Annotated in this window: 13 protein-coding genes and 1 pseudogene; 8 read left to right on the top strand and 6 right to left on the bottom strand. The window is 56.5% G+C overall.

The genetic code is table 11. The features are described from left to right. Window positions 1–41 precede the first annotated feature (41 nt). Window positions 42–761 (top strand): nitroreductase, encoded by a 720-nt coding sequence (locus tag ACVINW_RS10705; protein WP_456751262.1) that lies wholly within the window; start codon window positions 42–44, stop codon window positions 759–761. Window positions 762–854: 93 nt separating this feature from the next. On the opposite strand, the pseudogene ACVINW_RS10700 reads toward ACVINW_RS10705, so the two are convergent. Further along, window positions 855–1,340 (bottom strand): annotated as a pseudogene (locus ACVINW_RS10700) (glutathione S-transferase family protein); the annotation flags it as partial. A 200-nt stretch (window positions 1,341–1,540) separates the two neighbouring features. Here ACVINW_RS10700 and ACVINW_RS10695 point away from each other — a divergent pair. The 4 genes from ACVINW_RS10695 to ACVINW_RS10680 all read left to right on the top strand — a co-directional run bounded on the left by ACVINW_RS10695 (window position 1,541) and on the right by ACVINW_RS10680 (window position 6,333). Then, entirely contained in the window at window positions 1,541–2,497 is a 957-nt protein-coding gene (locus ACVINW_RS10695; protein WP_456751261.1) for a LysR substrate-binding domain-containing protein, read from the top strand. 133 nt (window positions 2,498–2,630) lie between these two features. Further along, window positions 2,631–3,797 (top strand): VOC family protein, encoded by a 1,167-nt coding sequence (locus ACVINW_RS10690; protein ID WP_456751260.1) that lies wholly within the window; start codon window positions 2,631–2,633, stop codon window positions 3,795–3,797. Between the two features lie 13 nt (window positions 3,798–3,810). Then, window positions 3,811–4,968: an iron-containing alcohol dehydrogenase gene (locus ACVINW_RS10685; protein ID WP_456751259.1), complete on the top strand. Its 1,158-nt coding sequence runs from the start codon at window positions 3,811–3,813 to the stop codon at window positions 4,966–4,968. 6 nt (window positions 4,969–4,974) lie between these two features. Then, window positions 4,975–6,333 carry an amidase gene (locus tag ACVINW_RS10680; RefSeq protein WP_456751258.1) on the top strand — a complete coding sequence of 453 codons (1,359 nt, stop codon included), beginning with the start codon at window positions 4,975–4,977 and terminating at the stop codon, window positions 6,331–6,333. Between the two features lie 105 nt (window positions 6,334–6,438). Here ACVINW_RS10680 and ACVINW_RS10675 read toward each other — a convergent pair whose 3' ends face one another. The 3 genes from ACVINW_RS10675 to ACVINW_RS10665 all read right to left on the bottom strand — a co-directional run bounded on the left by ACVINW_RS10675 (window position 6,439) and on the right by ACVINW_RS10665 (window position 8,629). After that, a complete protein-coding gene (locus tag ACVINW_RS10675; protein WP_456751257.1) occupies window positions 6,439–6,627 on the bottom strand; it encodes a helix-turn-helix domain-containing protein in 189 nt (62 codons plus the stop codon). A gap of 115 nt (window positions 6,628–6,742) precedes the next feature. Next, complete coding sequence (locus ACVINW_RS10670; protein WP_456751256.1) at window positions 6,743–7,606, bottom strand: tryptophan 2,3-dioxygenase; 864 nt, start codon at window positions 7,604–7,606, stop codon at window positions 6,743–6,745. Window positions 7,607–7,975: 369 nt separating this feature from the next. After that, window positions 7,976–8,629 (bottom strand): FMN-dependent NADH-azoreductase, encoded by a 654-nt coding sequence (locus tag ACVINW_RS10665; RefSeq protein WP_456751255.1) that lies wholly within the window; start codon window positions 8,627–8,629, stop codon window positions 7,976–7,978. 286 nt (window positions 8,630–8,915) lie between these two features. Here ACVINW_RS10665 and ACVINW_RS10660 point away from each other — a divergent pair, with 286 nt between their 5' ends. Both ACVINW_RS10660 and ACVINW_RS10655 read left to right on the top strand, forming a co-directional pair. Next, complete coding sequence (locus tag ACVINW_RS10660) at window positions 8,916–9,947, top strand: glutathione S-transferase family protein (protein WP_456751254.1); 1,032 nt, start codon at window positions 8,916–8,918, stop codon at window positions 9,945–9,947. 194 nt (window positions 9,948–10,141) lie between these two features. Next, window positions 10,142–11,131 carry a glutathione S-transferase family protein gene (locus ACVINW_RS10655; RefSeq protein WP_456751253.1) on the top strand — a complete coding sequence of 330 codons (990 nt, stop codon included), beginning with the start codon at window positions 10,142–10,144 and terminating at the stop codon, window positions 11,129–11,131. A gap of 125 nt (window positions 11,132–11,256) precedes the next feature. On the opposite strand, the gene ACVINW_RS10650 is transcribed toward ACVINW_RS10655, so the two are convergent. Then, entirely contained in the window at window positions 11,257–11,796 is a 540-nt protein-coding gene (locus tag ACVINW_RS10650) for a hypothetical protein (RefSeq protein ID WP_456751252.1), read from the bottom strand. Window positions 11,797–12,193: 397 nt separating this feature from the next. Beyond that, a complete protein-coding gene (locus ACVINW_RS10645) occupies window positions 12,194–13,123 on the bottom strand; it encodes a helix-turn-helix domain-containing protein (RefSeq protein ID WP_456751251.1) in 930 nt (309 codons plus the stop codon). Window positions 13,124–13,640: 517 nt separating this feature from the next. Here ACVINW_RS10645 and ACVINW_RS10640 point away from each other — a divergent pair. Then, window positions 13,641–14,309 carry a response regulator transcription factor gene (locus tag ACVINW_RS10640; RefSeq protein ID WP_456751250.1) on the top strand — a complete coding sequence of 223 codons (669 nt, stop codon included), beginning with the start codon at window positions 13,641–13,643 and terminating at the stop codon, window positions 14,307–14,309. Window positions 14,310–14,312 lie beyond the last annotated feature (3 nt).

Below are 14,312 nucleotides of genomic sequence, written 5' to 3'. Positions count from 1 at the left end.
GACGGCCATTCGGTCTTCGTTCAAAGGACACGGGGGATGCAATGACGGCAGAATTTCTACGGCAAGCTCCGAAGGGGGATGAGTGTTCTTTCGACATTGATGACCTCATCAGAGCTCGTCGGGCAAAGCGTGGCTTCACAAACAAACCTGTTCCGATCGAAGTCGTCAGAGATATCCTCTCGATCGCCAGGTTCGCCCCGAGCTCGAGCAACACTCAACCGTGGAAATGCTACGTATTGACCGGGAAAGCCCGGGAGCGCGTAGTTGCTGCCGCGGTGAAAAATTTCAATGACAACCACGACAAACTGACTCCGGAATATCCATTTTTTCCGGAACCACTTCACGAGCCCCATTTGTCGGTCTTCACCAAGTTTCGTGGTCAACTAGGCGACGCGCAGGGGGTAGAAAGAAGCGACAAGGAAAGCCGCCGCCGCGATGTAGCGAGACAGTTTATGTTCTTTGGCGCGCCTGTCGGTCTTATTTTCACGATGGACCGGAAACTGGTCCCCGCAAGCTTCATCTGCTACGGCGCCTTCCTCCAAACGGTAATGTTGGCGGCTCAGGGCCGAGGGCTTGACACGCTTCCTCAACAGATTTGGTCGTTGCAATATCAAGTGCTGCGCAAGGAGCTTGGCATTCCTGAAAGCGATATGGTCGTGTGCGGCATGTGCATTGGCTACGCGGACAACGGCCTTCCCGAGAACAACATGGCGCTTGATAAGTTCGGGCCGGAGAAGTTCGCAACGTTCCTCGACGTCTAGACTTCCCTGTGCTGGGTACGGATTATCTTGAAGGGGCCGTTCCTTCGATAAGCGGTACCCAGCCATCGGTCGATCAGCCAGGGACACGTAGGCGAAAACTGCAGTGTCGGCTATCGTGTAGCCATTACCAACTAGCCAGTCTCGATTTCCAATCCAGTTCTCGAGTTTTTGTAAAGCGCTGTATCCGTCCTTTTGCCGGTAGGCGATTTCGCCTGCCATCTGGGGTGCTTGGCCGCGAAGATTGTAAACACGTGGATATGCGATGGCCTTTTGAAGATCGGCTTGTTCGAAAAACAGCCAGCTGAGCACCTCCGTGCGCGCATGCCGGTCGCCCGGAAGAAAACGCGTTCCTTCTGCCAAATGCATCAATATGGCGCCGGACTCCACGATGGGGCGACCATCCTCCAACACCAATGTCGGGACTCTCGAGAACCGGCTAATTTTTTCGAAATCCGGTTGTTGAGTATCGCCTCGGACCAAGTCCAGAGTAATTCTCTCGTACTCAAGGTTCAGCTGAGAAAGCAGAATTCGGACCTTCCAGCAGTTTCCAGATAGCAGGCTATCGTAAAGACGAAACATGGCTTACTCCGGCGAATGGCTTGCTCCGATGGGCCTCGAGTTCGAGACAGAATACGAGCCACTGGTGTCGAGAGACAAGCAAGGGGTGTGCCTGTTGAGGTCAGAATGGCGGGTGTCTAGAATAGCCTAAATCGTTTTGCGTATCTAAAAGTGCGAGCCGCAGCTTTGTCAGCCTGAGGTAACATCAATCATCTTGCGTCATGCTTGATCTCAAGGATGTCTTCTATTTTGTCCAGGTTGTTGACAGAGGGGGCTTTACCTCTGCGAGTAGATCGTTGGGCTTGCCGAAATCCACCTTGAGCCATCGGATAAGAGAACTCGAGGGCGCTTTGGGCGTGACGTTACTCAACAGAACGTCGCGCCGTTTCGGTATGACCGAAGTAGGGACGCAGTTCTATCATTACGCTCAGACATTGCTGCAGACAGCCGAGGTCGCGGAGGAGGCGGTGCGCCAGAGGGCAACCGAGCCCAGCGGCGTCATCAGAATGACGACGGCCGTCGAAATCGCTCAGTTCGCATTGAAGGACCTGATACCGATATTTCTCAAGAAGTATCCGAAAGTTCAGATCGTGGAGATCACTACGGATGCCCTCGTCGATATCGTCGCCGACGGGTTCGACCTTGCTTTGCGGGGCCATACCGCCCCGTTGCAGAATTCATCCCTGGTCCAGCGGGCCATCGCACGCGCACCGTGGTACTTGTTCGCCGGACCCGGATATTTGGACGCTAGAGGTGCTCCAGCGACTCCTGAGGAAATTGCTCAGCACGATACAATCTCAATTGCAAGGACGAGTTCATCGAACCTGGTGCTGACTGGACCGAACGGCCGCAGGTGCATCGTGCAGACGGCCCCTCGCTTTCAGAGCAACAATCTCGTTGCGCTAAAGGAATCAGCATGTGCCAACCTGGGCATTGCCGCATTGCCGGGATACATTTGCCGAGACGAAATTGCGGCGGGAAAGCTAAAGCAGATATTGCCGCGCTGGATTGCGGCAGATGCGCGAGTCTCGGCCCTTATCCCATATAAGCGGGGCCTTCTTCCTGCGGTAAGGGCCTTGGTCGATTTCTTAGCGTCGGAGATACCGCGCGTGACCGCATTCGAGCCTGCGCCGGCGGAAGACATGCACGCCAAAGCGTCGAGCAAGCGATCGACCTGAGGGTTTGCCGCTACGTCCAACAAATTGAACGCTACGTCCTTCGCTGAGTATCTTCATCTCCCTCAATAGCGCTGCCATCCTTCGCGATGGGTAGAGACGCCGCTTCAGCGGCCTGTGATCGCGAGGGTTTAAGATGAACAAGATGACTATCGGCGGCGTCAACAACCAGGTATTCGTGGCCGCAAATCTCGGCAGGATTGAGCACTTCTATTCAACGCTTCTAGGCCTGCCAGTCGTAAAGCGGACCGTCCATCATTTGGATCCGCGACTGCCGGTCATTACTTTTGGATTTCAGGCGTTCAAGGGCGAGCAGAAGCGCGGTCACACGATCAGCTACATCGAGTGGAATCCGATCTTCTACATGATGCCGCAAACTGGATTCGTGGATCCAAAAACGGCCGTCGCTGGGGTTACGTCGCCGCGGGTTGGAGACCCAAAGGGGCGTTGGGGGGCCGGTACGAACCATCATCTGGCTCTCCACGTTCCAACAAGAAACGGCCTCTTGAAATGGAAGCGGAGACTCACCGACATGGGTGTCCACGTTACGGGGCCCTACAACCGTAACTACTTTCACGCGATCTACCTCCGTGATCCCGATGGCGCGATCATCGAAATCGCGACCACAGAACCTGGGTTCGGGCACGATGAAGCGGTTCTCGGGTCTGGGTTCCGGTCTCAGCCGAAGGAGAACCTTATTGGCGGTCGCGACGAGGTTCTAACGGCGGCCGAAACTTGGCCCCGTGCCGTCCCGTCAATCACGGATGACTTTGCGCTACGCGGTTTCCACCACATCACGTCGATCTCGTCGAACGCCGAGCGGACCGAAAAGTTCTTCGTCGAGACCGTCGGGCTTCGATTGATCAAAAAGACCGACTATTTGGATGAGCGCGGAGGTACGCACTATTACTACGCATGCGACGAAGACCTCTCGCCTGGCTCGGTCTTGACCTTCTTTGGGCTGCCTGGGTATTCCGCCGGACATTTGGGCACAGGATTATCGCATCACTTTTCCTTGGAAGTGGAGAACGACGCGGCCCTTGCTCATGAGCAGGAACGCCTAAAACGGGCTGACGTGAAGGTGTCGGACGTTTATGACTGCCTCTACAACAAATTGTTCTACTTCCGGGATCCGGATGGGCACATTTGTGCCCTTTCTACGCCAACTCAGCTGACGATCGATGAGCCCGTTGAAGAACTCGGGACCAAGCTCTGCCTAGCGCCGGATTTGGAAGATCGCCGCATTGAGATAGAGCGAAATATGGCATTGCGCCCAGCTCCTGTACCGCTTCCTCAGAATTGAAGGAGCCGGCACAGTGCTGAAGTCAGCCCCGCCTCGCTCCGAACGTGTAATCAGCGGGGGGATCCTGCGGTGCTTACCGCAGGAAACCCTGCGGTGGGGGCTGGGAATCGTCGATGCGGCCCTTCGGGAGCTGGCTGACGACGGCCTAGAGCGGCCGATGATTTTTACGGTTGAGCCGCTGCTGCGCTCAACCGATCGGCTCATTCTTCCGCATCTTCACGACGTCTCTGGTATCATCTCCGATTTTCCGCCTCATGCGCCCGATACAGCGATCGAAAGTGCGCTTGACCGGTGCATCATAGCGGGCGCCCGCTCGATCATCGCCTATGGAGGCGGCTCGGTTTTGGATGCCGCCAAGGCCGTTTCTCATTTTCATTCTCTTCGTCAGGGGCGCCATCTTCCGATAGTCGCTCTGCCGACCACTCTCTCCGGATCCGAGTTCTCTCACTATTTCGGTGTCACGGAAACGTCAGGGGCGCGACCATTCAAGAGAAGCTACGCCGAGCGCGACACAGTTCCGAAGATTGTGCTGATGGATCCCAGCTTGCTCATCAACACACCCCGGGCGTTGCTCTTGTCGTCTGCCGTCAAGGGGCTGGATCATGCCATCGAAGGCATGCGACTAGTCGACGTCGACCACCCGCACGCTATCATGGCCGCGGCAGGCGCATGCAGGTTTTTTGACGTATTGGAGCAGTGGCCAACCGATCTGGAAACCGGCGAGGCCGTTCAACGAGGAGCGGTTCATCTCGACGCTTTGCTTCAGCTGCAGCTGGCCGCGTGGCAATGCTATTTCTATCCGGCATCCGTCATCTACGGGCTCAGTCATCGAATCGGACATATCTTGGGTGGGACGTTCGGATTTCCGCATAGCGTCACGTCATGCATAACGCTCGGGCCCGTCATCCGAAATTGTGAAGCGCGGTATGGCAATAAGCTTCGGGTGTTCAATTCGCCAGGAGAACCTAATCCAGGGCCGGCACTCGCCACCAGAATAGAGAGTCTTGTGGCGCACCTCGGGCTACCAAGTCGGCTGCGATCATTTGAGATGGGGCTATCGGCGCTTCCGGAGATCGCTGATCTCCTGCGAGCGAATTATCAGAGCGAAGTCGCCGATCTTGGAGAAGACGCCGATCGAAAGCTGGATGCCCTGCTAAGAAGCCTGTGGTGAGCGAGGATGACATCGCCATCCATCGCCGAGATGCTCGCTGCGATCAAAGCGGGCGTAACAACGTCTCGTCAGCTCGTAAAAACGGCTCTCGAAAACGCAAAGCGTTGCGCATCTGAGTTGAATGCATTTGCAGCCATAGATGAAAACGCAATAGCCCTCGCAAGCGAGAGCGACCGGCGATACGCAACAGGGTTGGCAAGAGATCTTGAGGGTATCCCGATCGCCGTAAAGGACATCATCGATACCGCCGGTATCGAGACCCGCTATGGATCGGCCGCTTACATCGGCAACGTGCCGAGAGCCGACGCGAGAGTGGTCCGCCATCTGCGGAATGCTGGCGCGATCATTCTTGGTAAGACGACCACACACGAATTTGCCTGGGGCGTCACCACATCAAGCGACGCGTTTGGTAATACGCTCAATCCAACCGATCCAAGGCGAATTCCAGGAGGATCGAGCGGGGGATCGGCCGCTGCAGTTGCTTACGGGGCCGTCCCGGCTGCCATCGGCACGGACACCGGAGGATCGGTTCGAATCCCAGCCGCACTGTGCGGGGTAGTGGGGCTAAAACCGACGTACGGCGTTCTCTCGACCGAGGGAGTGTTTCCACTTGCTCCCACGCTCGATCATGTAGGCCTCATTTGCCGAAAGACCGAAGATCTCATCATCCTAGCTCGCGCACTAGGCATGAACGTATTGCAGGATGATTCCTGGCGCGACGCCAAGGTGAAGCGAACGATTGGCATACTTGAAATGCCAAGCGACGTTCCAGTGGACACGGCCATTTCGAATGATCTTTCAGCAATCGTTGAAAGGTTGCGTCGTGATCATAACATCGTCGACGTCAAGATACGCCTCGACGAGGCCTATTCGATTTTTGCTAACCTGGTGCTGGCTGAGGCGGGTATGGTACATTTCTCGCGGAGTTCCTCAGAAATTATTGGCGAAAGCTACGGTAGAGAGACGGTTGCCAGACTTGATCGGGCGCGCATGCTCAGCATCGACGATTTCGTGAGAGCTCAGGAGGCAAGGCGCAGATTTTCGTCGAAGATTGCCTCCCTTTTTGAGGAAATTGAGCTTCTCATTTTGCCTACGTGCCCCTGTACCGCACCCCTGATAGGAGCGGACGATGTTCGGATTGGAGCGTGGCGCGGTGACGTCCGCAAAGCGCTCATGACTTACACGGCACCTTTCAACCTTGTTGGATATCCTGCCGTGACTCTACCGTTGCCGCGAAGTGCCGGCGTCCTGCCGGCGGGCCTGCAGATCGTGGGCCGTAGAGGAAGGGATCGCGATGTCATCAATGCCGCGGTGCAGTTCCAGAGGCTGGTCTTTGAGCTCAGCCGCAACAATGCAATTAGTTAGACCCGGCTCACCGCTGGCGGACGATCGATGTCTCTGCGCGGCGAAATAATCGATGCCAACTACTGAGGTCGAACGCACATGCCGGGCTTCGGCTCTCCGATAAACTCAACGCCAGCCCCTTCGAGCTCCCGGCGGATCTTTTCGACCGTCTCGAACTTGGGGGTTGATAGCACCCATCATTCTTTCAATCCGGCGGATGGTTACGATGCCGACGCCGGCTGCAATGGCCAATTGAAGCTGCTGCCATCCCACAAGACAACGCGCGGCCTTGATTTGGCGTACCAGAATGAGCATTCGCTCACTCCGTGCCTGCTATCGGTTCTGCCATTGCAGGAACGCGGATCCGCGCGGGTTGGAGGGAAGCGGCCGTCACGGTTGCTTCCCCCCAAACTGTGGCGATCTTGAAAGCTCACTCCTTGGCTTTGCCCACGGGGCAGCCCGCTGGGGGGTTGCCGATGAACGTCCTGGCCGAAAAGAGTTCCGGGAATGGAATCTCTTCGAGAGTCGGCGTCAGCCACTCAATTCCGGAGACGCCGAAGTAGGCCTTACGAGATCCCAGGGTACGTCGGGTCAGCATTAGGTGGCGATATTTCCAGGTCGTGAACTCCTCGGCAATATCGGCAAGTGTCTCACCCAAGTTCTTGATCTCAGGTCGCTCATCGTACCCAATTTGCCAAGCACGCTCGACCTCGGGGCTCGGCTTGTACGGCTGAGCGAAATCACGCTCAAACTGAGCTCGAGGAATGGGAAGCTTTTCACGATGCAGGAATGCCAGCACGTCGTCGTAGACGCTCGGAGCGTTAAGGGCTTCATTCAGTTGCTGCCATCTGCGCGGCTGCGGCTTAAAGTGCTCCAGATGTTCCGCTTGTTTGATTCCGAACAGATAGACCATATGGCGGTAGGTCCAACCTTGGAGAGCAGTGTCGCGCCCTAATGTCGCTCCAGCCGCGCCCAGCATCGGAAGCAGGTCGGACGGGGTCAGCCACGATAGAGAACGCCACGTGGCATTGAGTGGTTCATGTGCATCGACCACTCGGCGCAAGGCTTGCTGAGCCTTCGCAAGGTCATTCTGTCTCAGACTGCTCTGAGCGGCCTGAAGTTCTCGGACAATGAGAGCCCAATAAAGCTCCATTACCTGACAGTTGACGATGAACGAGTACTCGCCTGGATGATCGCTCACCGTCCTTTGCAGCGTGTGCAGAATCTCTGTCTGCAGCCACATGCTATACGGTGTCTGTTCAAATCTGTCTTTGTCGGTGATCTGGACGTTCATCGCGTTGGTGCTCCCATTCTGTAAGAGTTTCGTTACTGGTCCGGAATCGAACGTCGCCAGGCAAATGTTGGCCTGGCGAGCTTGATACGCGAACATGCGTCGCAAGCAGCCGCCGAGTCTGTCGATCGAACGCCGCCGACGGATTGTCCAAAACGTCCAATCCTCCAATCAATGTTCGTGGTGTTTTGCGCTCATTGGAAAGACGCCCGCACCTGAACACATCGTCCATAGTTTTGAACAGGAGGGCACGTATCTCTTCCGGCCCATCTGAGTGTTGCTCCAGCGCGATGTCTTGGAAGGTGTTTTGGGTTGCAGGATGCTGGCACGGCCAGCATCCTCAGCGATTAATCTACTACTCAAAGAGTGCCATCAAGCGACGGTAAGAGACTCCAAACGGTCCGTCCTCTGCCATGCTGCGGCTGCAGAGATTTCGGCATCGAACCGTTTGGCAAAATCCGCAAGGGTCGTCTCGCCTTGATCGATAGTGAGAGTCTTGGCGGCGAGAACGATGTTCACATCGGTAATGCCGACAAACCCGAGAATCTGTTTGAGATACGAGCTCGCCACGTTGGCTGAGGCGAATGGGGCTCCAGGAGAAAAGTCGCCGCCAGTCGCAAGGATCACGGTCGCCTGTTTGCCCTTCAACATGCCTTCATAGGTGGTTGAGACCGTAACGCCGATGCGCACGATCTGATCGATGTAAGCTTTGAGGAGTGCCGGTATGGAAAAATTGTACATCGGCGTGCCGATGACGATGTGGTCGGCAGCCTTGAGTTCTTCGATCAAGGCGTTTGAAGTCTTCAACGCTGCAGCGGTTTCCGGCGAATGTTGGTCAGGCGGTGTAAAGGCGGCCCCGATCCACGGAAGGTCAACGAATTGTAAGTTGGATCGCGCAAGGTCGCGCCTAATGACGGAAGCATTCGGATGTAGGCGGCACCATTTCTCGACAAACTGAGCGGTCAAGACGCGGGAAGTCGAATGTTCAAAGCGTGGACTCGCTTCAATTACCAAGAGACAAGTCATTTCTTAGCTCCAGAGTTTTGAGGAGTCAGCCGCCGACGACGTCAATGCGGCAGCTGATGACCGTCTTGGAAGTAAATGCAGCACGGGCAGGGCGGGAAGCCGGGCGTTATCGGACACATCGTTCCATGAATTGGAACGATGGTCGCGAGATCCTGCCTTGCATCGCCGGTGGAAGCATCGTCCGATAGCTTGGACGCTTGGTTCTAAAAATGTCGGCTTCAAGTCGCGCAGTCTGCGACTAGTCTGACCGTAGCGGGAGTGTCAGACCCAACTTTTAGGAAGCGCTATGACCATCAATTTCAGAACGTCTGTCGACGCGTTGGCGGAGCAAGCGCGGACTTCCGCAATCGGAGATCCTGAGCGGAGGTGCATAGTTTCAAGTGGCAGTGTGCATCCGAAGCCGAAAGGCGACCAGTCGCCCATCCCGAGGCTCGAACTTTTTCATTTCACTATGTCGATCTGCTCTCAGAAGATTCGCGGGGCGTTATTCCAGATCGGGGCTCCATTCGCCAGCAGCGAGCTAATCATTATGCCGCCGTTCAGTGAAAACTATTCGGCGGAATATGTGAAGCTCCGCATGGCGTCTGCCATCGCGCGTAGCCGCCCATTCGTGAAGGGATATTCCGGAAGCTCAAGTGTTGAGAACGAGGGCTTCGATCCACTGGCGGTACCTACGCTTGTCGATCATGAAAAGGGAGAGGTTGTCGCGGATTCGCGCCTGATTGCGGCCTATCTCGACATGTTGAGTGGAGGTGCGTTGGTTCCGTTGCAGTGGCAAAACAGGATCTGGAATGAAATAGCAATCGTCGACACATTGCCACATGCTGGGTTGTTCTATGGCGCGAATCCAGACGGCGACGATCGGCCTGAAGAGATCCGTGCGGGAATGCGGGATGCTCATAACAAGAAGATCGAACTGGTGCGCAAGCGTTTAGAGGGCCTGCCGGCGGACTCCCTTCTTCGCGAGGCTTACAGGCAGAAGATTATAAAGGAAGAAGCGGGGCGTGAATTCATATCGCAGCCGGCCAATATGCGGAGGATTATCGAGGCAACGCACAGCACTATCGTGCAGCTGGATCGAAGATTGGAAAGCAAAAACGAGTGGTTGATGCCCGATGGATTTACCCTGGCTGATATCTTCTGGGGTGTAAGTCTCTTCCGGCTTCTCTTTCTTGGTTACAATTGGATGTGGAAGGACTGCCCGAGGGTGCCCGAATACGCTGAACGGCTTTTTGCCTCGCCGGCGATGCAAAATGGCGTAATAAATTGGCCTGGTCATCCGCCCGGCGAGCGCATCGAGCGCTTCAAGAAGCACTAGAATTTGGGCTTGTCTTTGGCGCTAGAACGGGCTCCCGATCGGAACCTCTTTTAGTGATTAGAATACGTGACATGGGCGCAATTCAAGTACCGCCGATTGGCATTCTCGACAAACCCACCGGTGCCAGCCATAAACACTTGTCTCTCGTTCTTACCAGAGATGACCCCGCGAGATGATAACTCCTGGAGGACGGTATGGGACTGTTGGTGGAAGGTGAATGGCGTGACACCTGGCATAACACCGGCGCGACCGGCGGCTTCTTCGTTCGCAAGGACGCAGCTTTCCGCAACTGGATCACCGCGGACGGAAGTCCCGGTCCGAGCGGTGTTGGCGGGTTCAGGGCCCAAGCGGGTCGGTATCACCTCTACGTCAGTCTTGCTTGTCCCTGGGCTCATCGAACGCTGATCATGCGAGTGCTCAAGGGTCTTGAAGACAAGATCTCCGTATCCATTGCGCATTGGCTAATGGCCGAACGCGGCTGGAGTTTCGCGAAAGGCCCGGGGGTGATACCGGACCATGTCAACGGAGCGGAATTTCTGCATCAGATCTACACGATGGCCAACAGCCACTATTCGGGCAGGGCCACCGTGCCAGTGCTGTGGGACAAGCAACAAGGCACTATCGTAAGCAACGAATCTTCCGAAATCGTTCGCATGATGAATTCTGCGTTCGATCATCTCGGTGCAAGATCGGGCGACTTCTATCCGGTGCAGCTTCGAGACGAAATCGATGCTGTGAATACCCGGGTCTACGACACGCTCAACAACGGTGTCTACAAGGCCGGATTTGCTACCACACAAGCTGCCTACGATGATGCTGTCGGTCCGCTGTTCGAGACACTGGATTGGCTCGAAGAGCGTCTGGCGGATAGCCGCTTCCTTTTCGGCGATCGTCTGACCGAGGCGGACATCCGGCTCTTCACAACGCTGATCAGGTTCGATGCCGTCTATTTCGGCCATTTCAAGTGCAACATTCGATCTGTTGCCGACTATTCAAACCTCTCCGCGTACGTCCGTGACGTTTATCAATGGCCAGGAATCGCATCGACCGTGAACTTTGAGCACATCAAGCGTCACTACTATCAGAGCCATCGCTCCATCAATCCCACGGGTATCGTCCCTGCGGGCCCTCTGCGTGATTTTGGCGCGGCGCATGGGCGCGAACGGCTCTCGGCAGATAAATAGCAGTTTTCGGCCTTGGGCCGACGGGCGTTTGATAATCTCCAACGCCCGTTAGCACGCGAGGATCCGTTCACGTAAAGCCCGCTGTGCTCGGGGAGGAGCACGAAGCGGGCATCAACAAGTCGTTCTCAAGTCCGCGTGTCGACTTGATTTACGCGGCCAAGTGACGCTGCCTGGTTGGTTGCATAGGCAGAGGCCGCGGTCGAAGCCGGCGAATATCTTGCAAAGACCTCCGCCAGTTCCTCCGCGGCATCTGTGAGCTCCTTCATGACAGCGGCATTGTCTGTCGTTTGACCGGCGGAGGAGTGTCGCACCTCGAACGAAATCCCGTTCGGAAGATCCACGTGGATTTTGTCCAACCCAGCGATGTCTGATGCCTCATCGCCGCCTGAACTTGCGCTTGGCTCATCCGTGGCCGATGCCTGCTGTCCGGGGATATCCTGGCTCGCCAATCTCTGTACGAAATTCTCGATCGTTTTGAGGGTCTCGCTATCGAGTCCTGTTCCGCCGAAGCTGTAGACTCCGACGGACATGCCATTTGGTAGATTGACCTTAATCTCGTCGTAAGGCGCATCGGCGCTCATGCCGAGTGCGAGCTTCGAACCTTCGCCTTTTGAACCGGCTGCCGAAACGGAATTGGTTTGGCGGACCGAAGAAGGCCAGCTCACGGCGTTTCCGCCGGCTATGCTTCCGATACCCACGCTGAGACTCCACTGTCATTTCAAACATTCGGGCTGCCAGCAATAGATATGCCAATTTCGATCACTTGCGTTCTCAACGACATATTGCACGTCACGGACTTCACGCGCTGCCCAGCGGCAAATGCTATCCGGCAAAAGCTGCCCGTCTGGACGCGCGCTCTTGTCGGTATCGATGCTGCGCGCGCAGCAGGATCAGATAAAACATGCCGGTTTTAGGAAATGTCGCTTCACCACTGCTTACGTAGAACGCGCATGTCGCTCGCGATGGTCAGGAAAACAGGGCACGAATGTTGCGGCTTGGGCGATCGGCATACGAGTGTCGGTTTGACGCTGCGTGGCATGCGCCGCAATAAAGTAATCAGGATCAGGTCTCGCTGTCCGACGAGCCCCGCACTTCTCGCCGCCAGGCTCCCGGGCTGACGCCAACTATGGTCGAAAAAACCTTGGTAAAGTGGCTCTGATTGGCAAACCCAGCCGATTTCGCCACCTCGGATAGCGGCAGATCGCGGACGGTCATCAGCTGTTGGGCCGTCTTCACTCGCTGGCGAAGCAGCCATCGATGCGGCGGCAGACCCGTGGAGATTCGAAATGCTCGCGAAAAATGATCGACTGAAAGACCGAACTCGGCCGCGATCCGCCGTAATGGAATCTTTCCAGCGAGATCGGCCTCGAGCCTATCGCAAGCACGGTCTAACTGCCACGGAGCAAGACCACCGCGGATCGGCTTGGCGTTAGGTCGAAGTCCACCATAGGTCTGAGCGACGTGCGCAGTAAGTGCGTGCAACATGTGGTCGACGAAAAGCTGGTTGGTCTCGTCCGATCGACGGAGAGCGTCCAATAGCGATGCACCGAGGTTACGGATGACTGTGTCGTCGTGGCCTATACCCGGCTCATAGGCGAGCTCGCCAATGCGCGGTGCGCCGGCCTGCCTCGCAATGTCGTTAAGAGCGGAGCGTGGAAGATAGAAAAAGAGGGAGTGAAACGGCTTGTCGATGACGTAGCGCGGATCGCGCTTCAGATCGTAGAGATAGGTCGCGCCGCCGTGGACATTCGTCTTGATGACACATCGGCCCCGCTCCCAGCACTCGCAGTCCGGGTAATCACGAAATTTAAGGCTGACGAGGTAAGCGTCCTCGGAGGGCAGCGAACCGGAAAGGCTCGGCACCGGATCGTCGTTTCGGGTTTCGGTCACCGCCAGCTCGGCACTGCGCAGCGTACGTGCAATCAGCGAAGGTGCGTTCTTCGCCTGTAGGGGTCGTCCGAGCCTCAATCCGTAGACGCCGGCCTGTGCCATTTGAGTTGATCCGGAAGGTTAGACCGCAGGCGCTGATTGCCCTGCGAATTTTGCGGTGCATTATCGGAAATAGGCAAGCGGCTGTCCACGGCCACCCGGCGATGCGCAACTTTTCGTGAGGGCAAATCGTCGCGAAAGTCGCGACGGATCCGGAAGCAATTTCAATGCAGGTCGACTCAATCAACTGCCGCCAGGAACTGGGGTGGAATCCGGAGCGCAGGTCGCCATTATTCGCAAGCACACGTGATTCCGCGACTCGCGGTCGCATGGTCCTCGTTTGGCACGGAATGGGGCAAGAAATGACGGTTTTGGGAAAGACGCGGGCGCCCTGCGAGCCCTAGAAACACGCCGTAGAAGCCAAGTGACCGTGGCGGCCGTGTCGTGACATGGACCTTACGGGCATCTGCGAAGAAGCAGCGAAAGACCGCGGGACAGAAGAGATCGGGAGGCCACGCACTTGCTTAGGGCAACCGAATCCACGGGCTCGCAGCCTTCATCGCACGTAACGCGCTTACCTATGACTCTCAATTCCAACAGTGCAGACCGCCCACTTGTTTTGATCGTGGACGACGACGAGGAGATCCGGTCGGCGCTTCGGGAGCTTTTGCTGTCGGTCGGCATCGACGCGTGCTGCTTTGGCTCGACGCAGGAATTGTTGCGTGCCGATCTTCCGGAGCGGCCCGGCTGCCTGATTCTCGATGTTCGCATGCCCGGAGCAAGCGGGCTGGATCTGCAACAGCGTCTGGCATTGAACGGCAACACGAGACCGATCATTTTCCTCACGGGTCATGGCGATATCGCCATGACCGTCCAGGCAATGAAGGCGGGAGCCGTCGACTTCCTGACGAAGCCAGTCAGAGACCAGACGCTCCTCGACGCTGTCGCGGCGGCGATCGAGAAGGATGTCTCGCAAAGAGCTGCGGCCAGACGCATCACGCAACACGCTGCCCGCTTCGCAACGCTGACACCGCGCGAACGTGAAGTCCTGGGTGAGGTAGCAAGGGGCCGCCTCAATAAGCAGATCGCCTTTGATCTCGGCATAAGCGAGATTACTGTGAAGCTGCATCGCGGCAACGCGACAAGAAAGCTGCAAGCAACGTCCGTCGGAGACTTGATCCGGATTTGGGAAGCACTTCCTGCGGAACTTCGAGGGAAAGTAGGTAGCCCAGCCTACACCAAGGAATAGGTA

Source organism: Bradyrhizobium sp. USDA 4461, from assembly GCF_054055655.1.
Note: the sequence above shows the minus strand (reverse complement) of the source record. Positions and strands in the feature narration are given on the sequence as shown.